The sequence below is a fragment of the Rhizobium sp. BK591 genome (genome assembly GCF_014195045.1).
GTDB classification, from domain to species: domain Bacteria; phylum Pseudomonadota; class Alphaproteobacteria; order Rhizobiales; family Rhizobiaceae; genus Rhizobium; species Rhizobium anhuiense.
The window spans coordinates 306,454-321,930 of the sequence record NZ_JACIAZ010000003.1 but is presented as its reverse complement, the minus strand read 5'-3'; the positions used below and the strand labels follow the sequence as shown (position 1 = coordinate 321,930).

14 protein-coding genes are annotated in these 15,477 nt (G+C 62.3%); all 14 read right to left on the bottom strand.

The genetic code is table 11. The features are described 5' to 3' along the window. Window positions 1-3 precede the first annotated feature (3 nt). Complete coding sequence (locus tag FHX10_RS14615; RefSeq protein WP_097543031.1) at window positions 4-768, bottom strand: biotin--[acetyl-CoA-carboxylase] ligase; 765 nt, start codon at window positions 766-768, stop codon at window positions 4-6. Further along, entirely contained in the window at window positions 768-2,213 is a 1,446-nt protein-coding gene (nuoN, locus tag FHX10_RS14610) for an NADH-quinone oxidoreductase subunit NuoN (protein ID WP_048338649.1), read from the bottom strand. The genes FHX10_RS14615 and nuoN overlap by 1 nt, the downstream gene beginning before the upstream one ends. 18 nt (window positions 2,214-2,231) lie before the next feature. Next, window positions 2,232-3,743, bottom strand: a complete 1,512-nt coding sequence (locus FHX10_RS14605) for an NADH-quinone oxidoreductase subunit M (RefSeq protein WP_047616524.1) — start codon at window positions 3,741-3,743, stop codon at window positions 2,232-2,234. Continuing rightward, window positions 3,743-5,743 (bottom strand): NADH-quinone oxidoreductase subunit L, encoded by a 2,001-nt coding sequence (gene nuoL, locus FHX10_RS14600; RefSeq protein ID WP_097543030.1) that lies wholly within the window; start codon window positions 5,741-5,743, stop codon window positions 3,743-3,745. The genes FHX10_RS14605 and nuoL overlap by 1 nt, the downstream gene beginning before the upstream one ends. Before the next feature lie 7 nt (window positions 5,744-5,750). Beyond that, window positions 5,751-6,059: an NADH-quinone oxidoreductase subunit NuoK gene (gene nuoK / locus FHX10_RS14595; RefSeq protein WP_003547388.1), complete on the bottom strand. Its 309-nt coding sequence runs from the start codon at window positions 6,057-6,059 to the stop codon at window positions 5,751-5,753. 23 nt (window positions 6,060-6,082) lie between these two features. Next, window positions 6,083-6,697, bottom strand: a complete 615-nt coding sequence (locus tag FHX10_RS14590; protein WP_047616520.1) for an NADH-quinone oxidoreductase subunit J — start codon at window positions 6,695-6,697, stop codon at window positions 6,083-6,085. A gap of 141 nt (window positions 6,698-6,838) precedes the next feature. Continuing rightward, window positions 6,839-7,330: an NADH-quinone oxidoreductase subunit NuoI gene (gene nuoI / locus FHX10_RS14585; protein ID WP_003547385.1), complete on the bottom strand. Its 492-nt coding sequence runs from the start codon at window positions 7,328-7,330 to the stop codon at window positions 6,839-6,841. Window positions 7,331-7,370: 40 nt separating this feature from the next. Beyond that, window positions 7,371-8,414, bottom strand: coding sequence for an NADH-quinone oxidoreductase subunit NuoH (gene nuoH / locus FHX10_RS14580; protein WP_047616518.1), 1,044 nt, complete (start codon window positions 8,412-8,414; stop codon window positions 7,371-7,373). A 12-nt stretch (window positions 8,415-8,426) separates the two neighbouring features. Continuing rightward, on the bottom strand, window positions 8,427-10,508 hold the full coding sequence (nuoG, locus tag FHX10_RS14575; protein ID WP_097543029.1) for an NADH-quinone oxidoreductase subunit NuoG: 2,082 nt from the start codon (window positions 10,506-10,508) through the stop codon (window positions 8,427-8,429). Window positions 10,509-10,726: 218 nt separating this feature from the next. Continuing rightward, on the bottom strand, window positions 10,727-11,482 hold the full coding sequence (locus tag FHX10_RS14570) for a 5' DNA nuclease (protein WP_184389541.1): 756 nt from the start codon (window positions 11,480-11,482) through the stop codon (window positions 10,727-10,729). A 2-nt stretch (window positions 11,483-11,484) separates the two neighbouring features. Further along, window positions 11,485-12,789 (bottom strand): NADH-quinone oxidoreductase subunit NuoF, encoded by a 1,305-nt coding sequence (gene nuoF / locus FHX10_RS14565; protein ID WP_003547378.1) that lies wholly within the window; start codon window positions 12,787-12,789, stop codon window positions 11,485-11,487. 10 nt (window positions 12,790-12,799) lie between these two features. Then, complete coding sequence (locus FHX10_RS14560; protein WP_047616510.1) at window positions 12,800-13,966, bottom strand: NADH-quinone oxidoreductase subunit E; 1,167 nt, start codon at window positions 13,964-13,966, stop codon at window positions 12,800-12,802. A gap of 16 nt (window positions 13,967-13,982) precedes the next feature. Beyond that, the gene (locus FHX10_RS14555) at window positions 13,983-14,255 is read right to left on the bottom strand and encodes a hypothetical protein (RefSeq protein WP_047616508.1); all 273 of its coding nucleotides are present in this window, start codon (window positions 14,253-14,255) and stop codon (window positions 13,983-13,985) included. Further along, window positions 14,255-15,445, bottom strand: a complete 1,191-nt coding sequence (locus tag FHX10_RS14550; protein WP_047616506.1) for an NADH-quinone oxidoreductase subunit D — start codon at window positions 15,443-15,445, stop codon at window positions 14,255-14,257. Before FHX10_RS14550 ends, FHX10_RS14555 begins: the two co-directional genes overlap by 1 nt. Window positions 15,446-15,477 lie beyond the last annotated feature (32 nt).

Below are 15,477 nucleotides of genomic sequence, written 5' to 3'. Positions count from 1 at the left end.
CCGCTATCCAAAAAACACATCACCGGCGGCAATGGGCACTATCCTGCCAGCGCCGGTATCGAGCATCAACAAGCCATTATCATCAATTCCCGCGAATTGTCCGGAAATCGATCGGTCCGGCAAATTCACCGTAATCTTTTCGCCGATGCCGCAGGCGATGGCGCGCCAGAGCGCCGTGATCTCGCCGATGCCGCGGCCCTCGTCCCATAGATCAAGCACCTCAGCCATTGCGGCGAAGAGATGGGCGAAGAGTTCCTCCGGAGAGGCCGCACTTCCCTGCTGACGCAGGCAGGTGACGGGGTAGAGCGGATTATCCGGCATCACCGAGACATTGATGCCGATGCCGACAATCAGCGCGTAACGGCCGTCCGGCAGCCTCTCACCTTCGACGAGGATGCCGCAGGTCTTCTTTCGGCCGATAAGAATATCGTTCGGCCATTTGACCTCGAGTGGCTCGGCGCCCGGAGGCAGCACCATGCGGATCGCCTGGTGTACGGCAACGGCAACGGCCAGCGGCAGGGAGCTCAGGCGCTCCATCGGCGCCGGGTCGATCAGCAGAAGCGAAGCGTAGAGATTGCCGCGTTCGGAAACCCAGAGCCTGCCGCGGCGGCCGCGGCCGCCGGTCTGTCTTTCGGCGGTCACCCAGAGATTGCCGCCGTCGCCCGCCCGAGCCCGGGCGAGGCATTCGCTGTTGGTGGACGACGTCTCCGACAGAGCCTCGTGCCTGAAATCGCCGAGCGATATCCGGCGCCGCCCGTCGGAAGCCATCAAAAGAGCGTCGCGGCGGCAAGCTCTGCCGCGCCACCGATCGGACCGCCGATGAGGACATAGACGGTGACGAACAGGCCGGAGAGCCCGAAGACCAGACGCAGCGCACCGGAGACACGGGCGAATTCGCCAGTCGCTTCATCGAACCACATCAGCTTGATGACTCGCAGATAATAGTACGCGCCGACGACCGAGGCGAGCACGCCGATGATGGCGAGCGCATAGAGCTTGGCTTCGATGGCGGCGACGAAGACGAAGTACTTGGCGAAGAAGCCGGCGAGCGGCGGGATGCCGGCGAGCGAGAACATCAGCGCCGTCAGTACCACGGCCATGAACGGGTTCGTTGTGGAAAGGCCGGCGAGATCGTCGACATTTTCGACGACGGTGCCGTCCTTGCGGCGCATCGACATGATGATCGCGAAGGTGCCGAGCGTCATAACCATATAGATGACCATATAAAGCATGACGCCGGTGACGCCGGTCTGGTTGCCGGCGGCAAGGCCGACCAGCGCATAACCCATGTGACCGATCGAGGAATAGGCCATCAGTCGCTTGATGTTCTTCTGGCCGATGGCGGCAAACGAGCCGAGCAGCATCGAGGCGATCGAGATGAAGACGACGACCTGCTGCCAGTCCGCCAGAACCGGCTGGAAGGCGGTGATGACGATGCGGGTCATCATCGCCATGGCGGCAACCTTGGGGGCTGCGGCAAGGAAGGCGGTCACCGGCGTCGGCGCGCCTTCATACACGTCGGGCGTCCACATGTGGAAGGGAACGGCCGAAATCTTGAAGGCGATGCCGGCGAGGATGAAGACCAGGCCGAAGATGAGGCCGAGCGAACGCGCACCCTCGACCGACAGCGCCTGGGCGATCTCGGAGAAGTGGGTGTGGCCGGTGAAGCCATAGACCAGCGACATGCCGTAGAGCAGCATGCCGGAGGACAGCGCGCCGAGGACGAAATATTTCAGCCCTGCTTCGGTCGACTTCAGGCTGTCACGGTTGATCGCGGCGACGACATAAAGCGCCAGCGACTGCAGTTCCAGCGCCAGATAGAGCGAGATCAGGTCGTTGGCCGAGATCATCAGCAGGATGCCGAGGGTCGCAAGCACCAGCAGGACCGGGAACTCGAACTTGTCGAGCTGGTTCTCGCGGGCGTGACCGATCGTCATGAACAGAGCCACCAGCGAACCGATCAGCGCCACCAGCTTCATGAAGCGGGAGAAGCCGTCGGCCATGTAGACGCCGCCATAAGCAAGGCCTTCTGCGGGCACGAAGAGCAGCCACAGGCCCGAGGCCAGGAGTAGGACGATGGCGAGGCCGGTGACGACAAGGCCCGACCGCTCGCCTGAGAAGACGCCGACCATCAACAGGACAAGGGCGCCGACCGCGAGGATGAGCTCCGGCGCGGAAAGATGCAGACTGAGGAGAATTGTTTCAGCGGTCATGTCCAATAAGTCCCGTCATCATTTCATAGACAGCGCAACATTCTGCGCTGCGTGCACGGCGGCCGTGTAGTTGTTGACCAGCAGATCCACCGAGGCGGCCGTCGCATCGAAGACCGGAGCCGGGTAAACGCCGAAGAAGATGGTCAGCGCGACCAGCGGGTAGAGGATCAGCTGCTCGCGCGGCGACAGATCGAGCAGCGCCTTCAGCTTCTCCTTCTCCAGCGCGCCGAAGATCACCCGGCGATAAAGCCAGAGCGCGTAGGCAGCCGAGAGGATGACGCCGGTGGCGGCAAAGAGCGCGACCCAGGTGTTGACCCGGAAGACGCCCATCAGCGTCAGGAATTCGCCGATGAAGCCCGACGTGCCGGGAAGCCCGACATTGGCCATGGTGAAGACCATCATCGCGACGGCATATTTCGGCATGTTGTTGACGAGGCCGCCATAGGCGTTGATCTCGCGGGTGTGCGTGCGGTCGTAGACGACGCCGACGCAGAGGAAGAGCGCGCCGGAGACGATGCCGTGCGACAGCATCTGGAAGATGGAGCCCTGAACGCCCTGCATGTTGGCCGCAAAGATGCCCATGGTCACGTAGCCCATATGAGCCACGGAGGAATAGGCGATCAGCTTCTTGATGTCGTCCTGCATCATCGCCACCAGCGAGGTATAGATGATGGCAATCACCGACATGGCGAAGACGAGCGGCGCGAAATAATCGGAGGCGACCGGGAACATGCCGAGCGAGAAGCGGATAAGACCGTAGCCGCCGAGCTTCAGGAGCACGCCGGCCAAGATCACCGAGCCTGCCGTCGGCGCCTGAACGTGGGCATCGGGAAGCCAGGTATGGACCGGCCACATCGGCATCTTCACCGCGAAGGAGGCGAAGAAGGCAAGCCATAACCAGGTCTGCAGCGCCGGCGGGAACTTGTAGGCGAGCAGCGCGGTGATGTCGGTCGTGCCGGCCTGCCAATACATCGCCATGATGGCGAGCAGCATCAGCACCGAGCCGAGCAGCGTATAGAGGAAGAACTTGTAGCTCGCATAGACGCGGTCCTTGCCGCCCCACACGCCGATGATCAGGAACATCGGAATGAGGCCCGCTTCGAAGAAGACGTAGAACAGCACGATATCGAGCGAGACGAAGACGCCGACCATCATCGTTTCCAGGATGAGGAAGGCGATCATATATTCCTTCAGGCGCTTCTCGATCGAGAGCCAGCTCGCCAGCACGCAGAAGGGCATGAGGAAGGTCGACAGGATGACGAACAGCATCGAGATGCCGTCGACGCCGACGTGGTAGCCGATGCCGGTGCCGAGCCAGTTATGCTTCTCGACCATCTGGAAGCCCGGATTCGCATTGTCGAAGCCGGTCCAGATCAAGAGCGAGACGACGAAGGTGAAGACGGTGGTGATCAGCGAGATCCACAGCACGTTCTTCCGGCCGGTTTCGCTCTCGCCGTTCATCAATAGCAGGAGCACCACGCCGACGAGCGGCAGGAAGGTGACCGTTGAAAGAATAGGCCAATCGGTCATCAGAAGGAACTCCCGAGCATCATCCAGGTAACGAGCGCCGCAATGCCGATCAGCATGGCGAAGGCGTAGTGATAGAGGTAACCGGTCTGCAGGCGGACGACGCGGTCGGTGACGGCGACGACGCGGGCGGCGACGCCGTTCGGGCCGTAGGTGTCGATGACGCCGACATCACCCTTCTTCCACAGGAAGCGGCCGAGCGCCTTGGCGGTGCGGACGAAGAGGAAGTCGTAGAGCTCGTCGAAATACCACTTGTTCAACAGGAACTGGTAGAGCACGCGATGCTGCTGCGCCAGGATGCGCGGCGTCTGCGGCGAGCGGATATACATGTACCAGGCCGTGACGAAGCCGAGCACCATGGCGATGAACGGGCTCAAAGCCACGAGCGCCGGCACATGGTGGAACTCTTCGACCAGTTCGTTCTCGGCGCCAGTAAAGAGCGCGCCCTTCCAGAACTCGGCATACTCCTCGCCGTAGAAACGGCCTTCGAAGAAGTAGCCAGCAAGCACCGCGCCAACCGCCAGCAGATAGAGCGGCACCAGCATGACCTGCGGCGACTCGTGGACGTGGTGCATGACCTCGTGCGAGGCGCGCGGCTTTCCATAGAAGGTCATGAAGATCAGGCGCCAGGAATAGAAGCTGGTGAACAGAGCCGCGATGACGAGCAGCGCGAAGGCGAAGCCCGAGACCGGCGAATGCGATGCATAGGTCGCCTCGATGATCACGTCCTTGGAGAAGAAGCCGGCAAGACCGAACGGCGTGAAGGGAATGCCGACGCCGGTGATCGCCAGCGTGCCGATGATCATCATACGGAACGTCCACTTAATGTGCGGCCGCAGGCCGCCCATGTAGCGCATGTCCTGCTCGCCATCGACAGCGTGGATGACCGAGCCGGCGCAGAGGAAGAGCAGCGCCTTGAAGAAGGCATGGGTGAAGAGGTGGAAGATCGCCGCGCCATAGGCCCCTACCCCGAGCGCCACGAACATGTAGCCGAGCTGCGAGCAGGTGGAATAGGCGATGACGCGCTTGATGTCGTTCTGCACGAGGCCGACGGTGGCCGCGAAGAAGGCGGTGATCGCGCCGATCACGGTGACGACGACGAGTGCATCGTGCGACAGTTCGAAGAGCGGCGACATGCGGGCGACGAGGAAGACGCCGGCGGTGACCATGGTGGCGGCATGGATGAGGGCCGAGACCGGGGTCGGGCCTTCCATGGCGTCCGGCAGCCAGGTGTGCAGCAGGAACTGCGCCGACTTGCCCATCGCGCCCATGAACAGCAGCAGGCAGATGCCGGTCAGCGCATGCGCCTTGTCGAGCTGCATGCCGAAGAGGTTGAGGATCACCTCGCCCGCCTCGCCGCCGCCTTCATGCGGGGCGAAGTTCGAGGCATTGGCGAAGATCGTGTCGAAATTGATCGAGCCGAACAGCACGAAGACGCCGGCAATGCCGAGCACGAAGCCGAAGTCGCCGACGCGGTTGACGATGAAGGCCTTCATCGCCGCAGCCGTCGCCGACGGCTTCTTGAACCAGAAACCGATCAGCAGATAGGAGGCGAGACCGACGCCTTCCCAGCCGAAGAACATCTGGGCAAGGTTGTCGGCGGTCACCAGCATCAGCATGGCGAAGGTGAAGAGCGAGAGATAGGCGAAGAAGCGCGGGCGGTGCGGATCGGTGTGCATGTAACCGATCGAATAGACATGCACCAGCGTCGAGACCGTGTTGACGACGATCAGCATCACCGAGGTCAGCGTATCGACGCGCAACGACCAGGAGACGTCGATGCCGCCGGACTGGATCCAGCGCAGCACCTCGACCTTGATCGGGCCGCCTTCGGCGTGGCCCATGCCGACCGTGAAGAAGACAACCCAGGACAGGATGGCGGCGATGATCATCAGGCCGCTGGTGACATATTCCGAAGCCTTGGCGCCGATGGCGCGGCCGAAGAGGCCGGCGACGATCGCACCGATCAAGGGAAGAAAGACGATAGCCTTATAGAGGAACATGAGCCACTCAGCCCTTCATCATATTGACGTCTTCGACCGCGATCGAGCCGCGGTTGCGGTAGAAGACAACGAGAATTGCAAGACCGATCGCCGCTTCGGCTGCCGCGACCGTCAAGATGAACAGCGCGAAGACCTGGCCGACGATGTCGTTCAGGAAGGAGGAGAAGGCGACCATGTTGATGTTGACGGCAAGCAGGATCAGTTCGATCGACATCAGGATGACGATGACATTCTTCCGGTTCAGGAAGATGCCGAAGACGCCGAGCGTGAAGAGGATGGCGCTGACCGTCAGGTAGTGGGAAAGTCCGATGACCATGTTCTTTGTTCCTTGACCTGCCTTTAGACGCCCTGCCCGGGCTTGACCGACACCACCTCGACGGCGGTGGCGGGCGTGCGGGCAACCTGCCTGGGAATATTCTGCCGCTTGATGTTGGTGCGGTGCCTGAGCGTCAGCACGATCGCGCCGATCATGGCCACCAGCAGCACCAGACCGGCGATCTGGAAGAAATAGACGTAGTTGGTGTAGAGCACGTCGCCGAGGGCGGCCGTATTGGTGCGCTCCGTCAATGCCGGTATCGGCATGGCGACCGATTTGGCGATCTCAGGCGAGATGACGCTGCCGCCGATGACGACGATCAGTTCGGCCGCCAGGATCACCCCGATCAGCCCGCCGATCGGCGCATATTCGAGAACGCCGGCCCTCAGTTCGGTGAAGTCGATATCGAGCATCATCACCACGAAGAGGAAGAGCACGGCGACGGCGCCGACATAGACGACCAGCAGGATCATCGCCAGGAATTCGGCACCGAGCAGCAGGAAGAGGCCGGCCGCGTTGAAGAACACCAGGATCAGGAACAGAACCGAGTGAACCGGGTTCTTCGCCCAGATGACCATGAACGCCGACGCCACCGCGACAAAGGCGAAAAGATAGAAAAATAGAGCCTGCAGACCCATGTTGGTGCCTTTTTCATCTTCCCCCGGGCAGCCGGGAGTTTCCCTGCCCGATAGAGCTTTGCGCGGCGCGAACCGTCAAAGCTCCTGTGCATATTGACCGCGATCGGAGCCGTTGCTCCATCGCGGCATTTCAAATCTCAATCAGCGGTACGGCGAGTCGATCGCGATGTTGCGGGCGATTTCGCGCTCCCACCGGTCTCCGTTGTCCAGAAGCCGCGCCTTGTCGAAATAGAGTTCTTCGCGGGTTTCCGTCGCAAATTCGAAATTCGGGCCTTCGACGATCGCGTCGACCGGGCAGGCTTCCTGGCAGAAGCCGCAATAGATGCACTTCACCATGTCGATGTCGTAACGCACCGTGCGGCGCGTGCCGTCATTGCGGCGGGGACCCGCCTCAATGGTGATCGCCTGGGCAGGACAGATCGCCTCGCAGAGCTTGCAGGCGATGCAGCGTTCCTCGCCGTTGGGATAACGGCGCAGCGCATGCTCGCCGCGGAAACGCGGGGAGACCGGACCCTTTTCGAAGGGATAGTTGATCGTCGCCTTCTGGCGGAAGAAATAGCGCATCGACAAGAAGAACGCGCCGACGAATTCCTTGAGAAACAGCGAGCTGATGGAGCCGGACAAGCTTGCCATCTTCAACCTCCAATTTTGCCGGAAACGAGAGCGGACATGATCATGCCCAACCCGTCAGTTTCAGCACGAATGCAACGATGACGACCATGGCGAGCGACAGCGGCAGGAAGACCTTCCAGCCGAGGCGCATGAGCTGGTCGTAGCGGTAACGCGGTACGAAAGCCTTGACCATCGCGAACATGAAGAACACGAAGCAGGCCTTCAGCATGAACCAGATGATGCCCGGCACCCAATTGATGAGCCAGAAATCGACCGGCGGCAGCCAGCCGCCGAGGAAAAGGATGGTCGTCAGCGAGCACATCAGGACGACGGCCGCATATTCGCCGAGCATGAACATCATGTATGGCGAGGAGCCGTATTCGACCATGAAGCCGGCGACAAGTTCCGATTCGGCTTCCGGAAGGTCGAAGGGCGGACGGTTCGTCTCGGCGAGCGCCGAAATGAAGAAGATGATGAACATCGGGAAGAGCGACAGCCAGTGCCAGTCGAGGAACGACGACGGCAGGCCGAGCATGGTGCCGAGGCCGGTATGCTGGGCATTGACGATATCGGTCAGGTTCAGCGAGCCGACGCAGAGAAGCACGGTGACGATGACGAAGCCGATCGAGACTTCATAGGAGACCATCTGTGCCGCCGAGCGCAGCGCGCCGAGGAAGGGATATTTCGAGTTCGAAGCCCAGCCGCCCATGATGATGCCGTAGACCTCGAGCGAGGAGATGGCGAAAATATAGAGGATGCCGACATTGATGTTGGCGATCACCCATCCGTCGGCCAGCGGCACCACCGCCCAGGTGGACAGCGCCAGCAGCACCGTCACCAGCGGGGCCAGCAGGAACACCGCCTTGTTGGCGCCGGCCGGAATGATCGGCTCCTTGAAGACGAACTTCAGAAGGTCGGCGAAGGACTGGAACAGCCCGAAGGGACCGACGACGTTCGGGCCGCGGCGCAGCTGTACGGCCGCCCAGATCTTGCGGTCGGCGAGCAGCACATAGGCGATGAAGACGAGCAGGCAGACCAGAAGCAGCAGCGACTGACCGATCATGATGATCGCCGGCCAGACATAGGTCGAAAAGAAAGAATCCATAGTCCCCTGCCCTTACTCTGCCGCGACTTTGAAGTTGTTGCGGGCCAATGCCGAGCACTCCGCCATGACAGCCGAGGCGCGCGCTATCGGGTTCGTCAAATAGAAGTCTTTGACCGGCGACGCAAACCCTGACTTGTTCATCTTGCCGGCTTTTTTCGCAACTGCGGCAATTTGGGCGCTATCGCTTTCGGCGATCTCGTCGATGGCGGCGAAATGCGGGAAAGCGGCGTAGAGCCGGACGCGCAGTTCGCTCAGCGAATCGAAGGGAAGCTTCTTGCCGAGCACGTCGGACAGGGCGCGGATGATCGCCCAGTCCTCGCGGGCGTCGCCCGGCGCAAAGCCAGCGCGGTTGCCCATCTGGACGCGGCCTTCAGTGTTGACCCAGGTGCCGGACTTTTCGGTATAGGCTGCAGCCGGCAGGATGACGTCGGCATGATGCGCGCCGTTGTCGCCATGCGAGCCGATATAGACGGTGAGCCTGGCCTTCTTGGCGGCGAAATCGAGTTCGTCGGCGCCGAGCAGGAAGAGCACGTCCATCGCGCTCAGCATTTCGGCGGCATTGACGCCGGCAGCACCCGGCACGAAGCCGAGGTCGAGGCCGCCGACACGCGAGGCTGCGGTATGGAGGACGGCAAAGCCGTTCCAGCCTTCGACGACTGCACCGACCGAACCGGCGAGCTTGGCGGCACTGGCGAGAACGCCGGCGCCGTCGGTGCGCGACAGCGCGCCCTGGCCGATGATGATCATCGGCTTGGCGGCGTTCTTCAGCACCTCGGCGAAAGCGTGGTTGCCGTCGATCAGATCCTTCAGCGTGTCGGGACCGCCGCCGAGGTAATCATAGCTGTAGCGCAGCTCGCCCGGCTCGCCGATCACGCCGATCGGGAACTTGCCGCGGCGCCAGCGCTTGCGGATGCGGGCGTTGAGGATCGCCGCCTCGAAGCGCGGATTGGCGCCGATGATCAACAGCGCATCGGCCTGGTCGATGCCCGAAATGGTCGGGTTGAACAGGTAGCTTGCGCGGCCGAGCGACGGATCGAGTGCCGCCCCATCCTGGCGACAGTCGAGATTGGTCGAGCCCAGCGACTTCACCAGTTCGGAGAGCGCATACATTTCCTCGACGGAAGCAAGGTCGCCAGCGATCGCGCCGATCTTGTCGCCCGAGGTGGCGCTGACGGCGGCCTTGATGGCGCCGAAAGCTTCGGCCCAGGTGGCGGGCTGCAGGCGGCCGTCGCGGCGCACATAAGGCCGGTCGAGGCGCTGGGTCTTCAAGCCGTCCCAGATGAAGCGGCTCTTGTCGGAGATCCACTCCTCGTTGATCGCCTCGTTGACACGCGGCAGGATGCGCATGACTTCGCGGCCGCGGGTGTCGACGCGGATCGCCGAACCGACGGCATCCATGACGTCGATCGATTCGGTCTTGTTCAATTCCCACGGACGCGCGGTGAAGGCGAAGGGCTTGGAGGTGAGCGCGCCGACCGGGCAAAGGTCGACGACGTTGCCCTGCAGCTCGGAGGTCATCGCCTGTTCGAGATAGGTGGTGATCTCGGCATCCTCGCCGCGGCCGATCAGGCCGAGTTCGGAAATGCCGGCAACTTCAGTGGTGAAGCGAACGCAGCGTGTGCAGTGGATGCAGCGGTTCATCACCGTCTTGACGAGCGGGCCGATATACTTGTCCTCGACGGCGCGCTTGTCTTCCTGATAGCGCGAGGTGTCGATGCCGAAGGCCATCGCCTGGTCCTGCAGGTCGCATTCGCCGCCCTGGTCGCAGATCGGGCAATCCAGCGGATGGTTGATCAGCAGGAATTCCATCACACCTTCGCGGGCCTTTTTGACCATCGGGGTGTTGGTGAAGACCTCGGGCAGTTCGCCGTTCGGGCCGCCGCGAATGTCGCGCACGCTCATGGCGCAGGAAGCCTGCGGCTTCGGCGGGCCACCCTTCACCTCGACGAGGCACATGCGGCAATTGCCGGCAACCGACAGGCGCTCGTGGAAGCAGAAGCGCGGAACCTCGGCGCCGGCATCCTCACACGCCTGCAATAGCGTGAAATGATCCGGAACTTCGATCTCGTTGCCGTCAATCTTCAGTTTTGCCATCGTCGCTCAGTCCTGTTTCCCGTTTGCCTGATGACGGCAAACAAACCTATTTTTGCAACATTCTCATTGCCAAGCCGGATCTTTCGTCCTGCCGACACCGGATGTCGCCGAAATTCTCTGTCACGCGTTCCAGACCCGGAACCCGCACCGGCATCGAAAGGCCCCCGCCCGTCCGCCGATCTGCCCATTCTTCCGGCCGATTGACACGGCCGGACAGTTCATTTCTTCCTGCGGCCTCGCCCTGCCAGAACTTTTGCCTGACCGGTCCAGTCGTCACGGCCGATGCGGCCGTTGAAGCCGAGTTCGGCGTCGAGCCGGGCGATTTCCGCGTCGGTCCAGGCGGCAATCTCGGCGAAGCTGCGAATACCCTTGGCGTTCAGCACCTGCTCCAGCTTCGGGCCGATGCCGGCGATCAGCTTGAGATCGTCGGCCTTGACAGCCCGCGCAGCCGGTCTTGCCTTCACGGCCGGCTTCAGCTGGCCCGGCTTCGTATCGCTAACCGACTTCATTTGGCCGACAGACTTCGCTTCAGTGACCGGCTTCGCTTCAGTGACCGGCTTCGTCTGGCTGGCCGGGATCGGTTCGCTGACCGGCCTGACGACAGTCAGTGTCGGCCCTGCCTTCTTCCCGGCCGCCGGCTTGGTGAAAGCCTTGACGGCAGGGCGAATATTCTCCGGCCGGATTTCGACATCGGGCGCCGGCTCGTCCGGCGGCGTGTCATCGAGAGCGGCAGCGACTTTGCTCGTGGTTTCCAGGGCGCTCTGCCAGGCGCCGAAGAAGGCGCCGGCCATCTGCGTCGAGAAACCGAAGCCGATCGCCGTTGCCGCGGCAAAGGCTGCAGCCGGATGCGCCATCAGCGGATGCACCGGCATCGCCTGTGCATTTTCAAGCATCTCGGCGGCAAGGCGGCCGAAACCGGCCGCGAAATCGGCGACTTCTTCCTTCTTCCCAGCCTTGGATGCATTGTCCGCCATGATTATTCAGCCGCCTCCAGAACCGCGCCGTGATCGAGCGCGCTCGCCGTATACTGGTCGATGCGCTTTTCGATCTCGGGACGGAAGTTACGGATCAGACCCTGCACCGGCCATGCGGCTGCGTCGCCCAGCGCACAGATGGTGTGGCCTTCGATCTGCTTGGTCACCTGGAACAGCATGTCGATTTCGCGCTTCTGGGCATTGCCCTTGGCCATGCGTTCCATCACCCGCCACATCCAGCCCGTGCCTTCGCGGCACGGCGTGCACTGACCGCAGCTCTCGTGCTTGAAGAAGGCGGAGATGCGGGCGATCGCCTTTATGACGTCGGTGGACTTGTCCATGACGATCGCCGCCGCCGTGCCGAAGGAGGAGCCGACGCCGCGCAAGCCGTCGAAATCCATCGGGCAGTCGATGATGTCCTTGGCCGGAACGATCGGGCAGGATGCGCCGCCCGGAATGACGGCGAGCAGATTGTCCCAGCCGCCGCGGATGCCGCCGGCGTGGCGATCGACCAGCTCGCGGAAGGTGATGCCCATTTCCTCTTCGACCGTGCACGGCTTGTTGACGTGGCCGGAGAGCATGAACAGCTTGGTGCCGACATTGTTCGGGCGGCCGATGGCGGAGAACCAGCCGGCGCCGCGGCGCAGGATCGTCGGTGCAACAGCGATCGATTCGACGTTGTTGACAGTCGTCGGGCAGCCGTAGAGGCCCATATTGGCCGGGAATGGCGGCTTCAGGCGCGGCTGGCCCTTCTTGCCTTCGAGGCTTTCGAGCAGCGCGGTTTCCTCGCCGCAGATATAGGCGCCGGCGCCATGATGGACGAAGATGTCCATGTCCCAGCCGAGCTTGTTGTTCTTGCCGAGCAGGCCGTAATCATAGCATTCGTCGATCGCCGCCTGCAGCGCCTCGCGCTCTCTTATATATTCGCCGCGCACATAGATGTAGGCCGCATTGGCGCCCATGGCGAAGCTCGCGATGACGCAGCCTTCGATCAGCGTATGCGGATCGTGGCGCATGATGTCGCGGTCCTTGCAGGTACCGGGCTCGGATTCGTCGGCGTTGACGACGAGGTAATGCGGGCGTCCGTCGCTTTCCTTCGGCATGAAGGACCATTTGAGACCCGTGGGGAAGCCAGCGCCGCCGCGACCGCGAAGGCCGGATGCCTTCATCTCGTTGATGATCCAGTCACGGCCCTTTTCGAGGATCTGCTTGGTGCCGTCCCAGTGGCCGCGGCTCATCGCGCCCTTCAGGGACTTGTCCTTGAGGCCGTAGATGTTGGTAAAGATGCGGTCTTTATCTTGTAACATGCTTCACCTCTTACCGCGGCTTCTTGCCGAAGACCTTGATATATTCCGCTTCCCCGCCCTTGGCGAGCGCCTTGGCCTGCTTGACCCAGTCATCGCGCTCGATGCGGCCGCGGAAGTTCAGGTAGCCGTCGACCCATTCGCGTTCGGCCTTCTTCCAGCCCGCGACCTGCGCGAAGGTGAAGATGCCGATTTCGTTCAGCGTCGCCTCGATCTTCGGACCGACGCCCGAGATCATCTTCAGATCATCCGGGGCTGCGGGCTTTTCGATGCCGGACGGACGGTTCTTGTCGGTCAGGGAAGGCTTGGCCGACGGGGCGGCTTCGGCCTTGACGGTAGCTTTCGGCGCCGGTTCGGCAGCCGCCGTGCCCGATATCGGCTGCTCTTCGGCGGCCTTGGCGTTCTTCGCCGCCGCCTTCGGTGCGGTTGCCGGCGTCTTCAGCGCTGCATTGGTCTCGGCATCGGTGCTCTTCGGGCGGGCGGCCTCGGAAGGCGGAACCGGCGCGGCGTCGACCGGGGCCGACACGGTTTCGGCATCGGCCTTCTTGGCGCGCGTCCTGGCCTTCGGCTCTTCCGTCGTCAGCGAGGTCGGGCCGCCTTCGGGCGCTGAAAATATCCGGTCGATCTGGGTGCCGGGCTTGATGCTGGCGCCATTGCCGGCGGCAAAGACGTCGATGATCTCTTCGAGACGCTCTGGCGTCAGGTCCTCATAGGTGTCCTTGCCGATCATCACCATCGGCGCGTTGACGCAGGCCCCGAGACATTCGACCTCTTCCCAGGACAGCGTGCCTTCGGCATTGCGCTCGAAGGCATGGGCATGGATCTTGCTCTTGCAGACCGACATCAGCGCTTCCGAGCCGCGCAGCATGCAGGGCGTCGTGCCGCAGACCTGGACATGGGCGCGCGTGCCGACAGGATGCAGCTGGAACTGCGTATAGAAGGTCGCGACCTCGAGCACTCTGATATAGGCCATGTCGAGCATGTCGGCGATCTTTTCGATCGCCGCGCGCGTGACCCAACCGTCCTGCTCCTGCGCCCGCATCAATAGCGGAATGACCGCCGATTGCTGGCGGCCGGCGGGGTATTTCTGGATCGTCTTGTCCGCCCAGACCGCATTCTCATCGCTGAAGGCGAATGCGGCAGGCTGAAATTGATCTTCGGCTAATCGACGAACGGACATTCTTCCTCACGCCTTGTCAGTTTAGGGTTCCACACCGCGAAGCGGTCAAAGACTGCATTTCGCAGGCATAGGCCGACTGGTCTTTCTGCATAAACACTACGAATTTGCCGCCGTTCGGAACGGCAGCCTTGATCTGATAGCCCTTGGACAAAAGCTCGCCCATGGACGATTGCTGCGCCGGCGGCGTCTCTTCCTTATGGCCCAGCGGCGTGCCGAGGCTATCGGCCTCCTGAGCCGAAACTCCGGATGCCGAAAGAAGGAGTGCGACGGCCAGCGGCAGAAGCTGCATCAGCGGTCCACCTCGCCGAAGACGATGTCGAGCGAGCCGAGCACGGCCGCGACGTCGGCAAGCTGATGGCCGCGGCACATGAAGTCCATCGCCTGCAGATGGGCATAACCCGGCGCGCGGATCTTGCAGCGATAAGGCTTGTTGGAGCCGTCGGAGACGAGATAGACGCCGAACTCGCCCTTCGGCGCCTCGACGGCGGCGTACACTTCGCCGGCCGGCACGTGGTAGCCTTCGGTATAGAGCTTGAAGTGGTGGATCAGCGCTTCCATCGAGCGCTTCATCTCGCCGCGCTTCGGCGGTACGACCTTGCCGTCGATCGACGAGAAGGGGCCGGTCTTGGCATCGGACAGCAGGCGATTGACGCATTGCTTCATGATGCGGACCGATTCGCGCATCTCGATCATGCGGATCAGGTAGCGGTCGTAGTTGTCGCCGTTCTTGCCGATCGGAATGTCGAATTCGAGATCGGAATAACATTCATAAGGCTGGGCGCGGCGCAGATCCCAGGCAGCGCCCGAACCGCGCACCATGACGCCGGAAAAGCCCCAGGCCCAGCAGTCTTCCAGCGAGACGACGCCGATATCGACGTTGCGCTGCTTGAAGATGCGGTTGCCGGTGAGCAGGTCGTCGATGTCGTCGAGCGCCTTCAGGAAGGGGTCGCACCAGTCGCCGATATCCTGCACGAGCTGTTCCGGCAGGTCCTGATGGACGCCGCCCGGGCGGACATAAGCAGCGTGCATGCGCGAACCGCTGGCGCGCTCGTAAAACACCATCAGCTTTTCACGCTCTTCGAAGCCCCAGAGCGGCGGCGTCAGCGCCCCGACGTCCATGGCCTGCGTGGTGACGTTCAGAAGATGCGAGAGGATGCGGCCGATTTCCGAATAGAGCACGCGGATCAGCTGGCCGCGGATCGGAATCTCGATGCCGAGCAGCTTTTCGACGGCCAGCGCATAGGCATGCTCCTGGTTCATCGGCGCGACATAGTCGAGGCGATCGAAATAGGGCACGGCCTGAAGATAGGTCTTGGTCTCGATCAGCTTCTCGGTGCCGCGATGCAACAGGCCGATATGCGGATCAACCCGCTCCACAATTTCGCCGTCAAGCTCCAGGACAAGACGAAGAACGCCATGCGCCGCCGGATGCTGCGGTCCGAAGTTGATGTTGAAGTTGCGGACGTTATGTTCTGTCATGGCGATGGCTCGCGTTCTCAGATAACCGATGA

Excerpts from the sequence above, each read along its gene's own strand:
- FHX10_RS14615 (WP_097543031.1), bottom strand. The coding sequence starts at position 768 with ATGGCTTCCGACGGGCGGCGCCGGATATCGCTCGGCGATTTCAGGCAC.
- nuoN (WP_048338649.1), bottom strand. The coding sequence starts at position 2,213 with ATGACCGCTGAAACAATTCTCCTCAGTCTGCATCTTTCCGCGCCGGAG.
- FHX10_RS14605 (WP_047616524.1), bottom strand. The coding sequence starts at position 3,743 with ATGACCGATTGGCCTATTCTTTCAACGGTCACCTTCCTGCCGCTCGTC.
- nuoL (WP_097543030.1), bottom strand. The coding sequence starts at position 5,743 with ATGTTCCTCTATAAGGCTATCGTCTTTCTTCCCTTGATCGGTGCGATC.
- nuoK (WP_003547388.1), bottom strand. The coding sequence starts at position 6,059 with ATGGTCATCGGACTTTCCCACTACCTGACGGTCAGCGCCATCCTCTTC.
- FHX10_RS14590 (WP_047616520.1), bottom strand. The coding sequence starts at position 6,697 with ATGGGTCTGCAGGCTCTATTTTTCTATCTTTTCGCCTTTGTCGCGGTG.
- nuoI (WP_003547385.1), bottom strand. The coding sequence starts at position 7,330 with ATGGCAAGCTTGTCCGGCTCCATCAGCTCGCTGTTTCTCAAGGAATTC.
- nuoH (WP_047616518.1), bottom strand. The coding sequence starts at position 8,414 with ATGGATTCTTTCTTTTCGACCTATGTCTGGCCGGCGATCATCATGATC.
- nuoG (WP_097543029.1), bottom strand. The coding sequence starts at position 10,508 with ATGGCAAAACTGAAGATTGACGGCAACGAGATCGAAGTTCCGGATCAT.
- FHX10_RS14570 (WP_184389541.1), bottom strand. The coding sequence starts at position 11,482 with ATGGCGGACAATGCATCCAAGGCTGGGAAGAAGGAAGAAGTCGCCGAT.
- nuoF (WP_003547378.1), bottom strand. The coding sequence starts at position 12,789 with ATGTTACAAGATAAAGACCGCATCTTTACCAACATCTACGGCCTCAAG.
- FHX10_RS14560 (WP_047616510.1), bottom strand. The coding sequence starts at position 13,966 with ATGTCCGTTCGTCGATTAGCCGAAGATCAATTTCAGCCTGCCGCATTC.
- FHX10_RS14555 (WP_047616508.1), bottom strand. The coding sequence starts at position 14,255 with ATGCAGCTTCTGCCGCTGGCCGTCGCACTCCTTCTTTCGGCATCCGGA.
- FHX10_RS14550 (WP_047616506.1), bottom strand. The coding sequence starts at position 15,445 with ATGACAGAACATAACGTCCGCAACTTCAACATCAACTTCGGACCGCAG.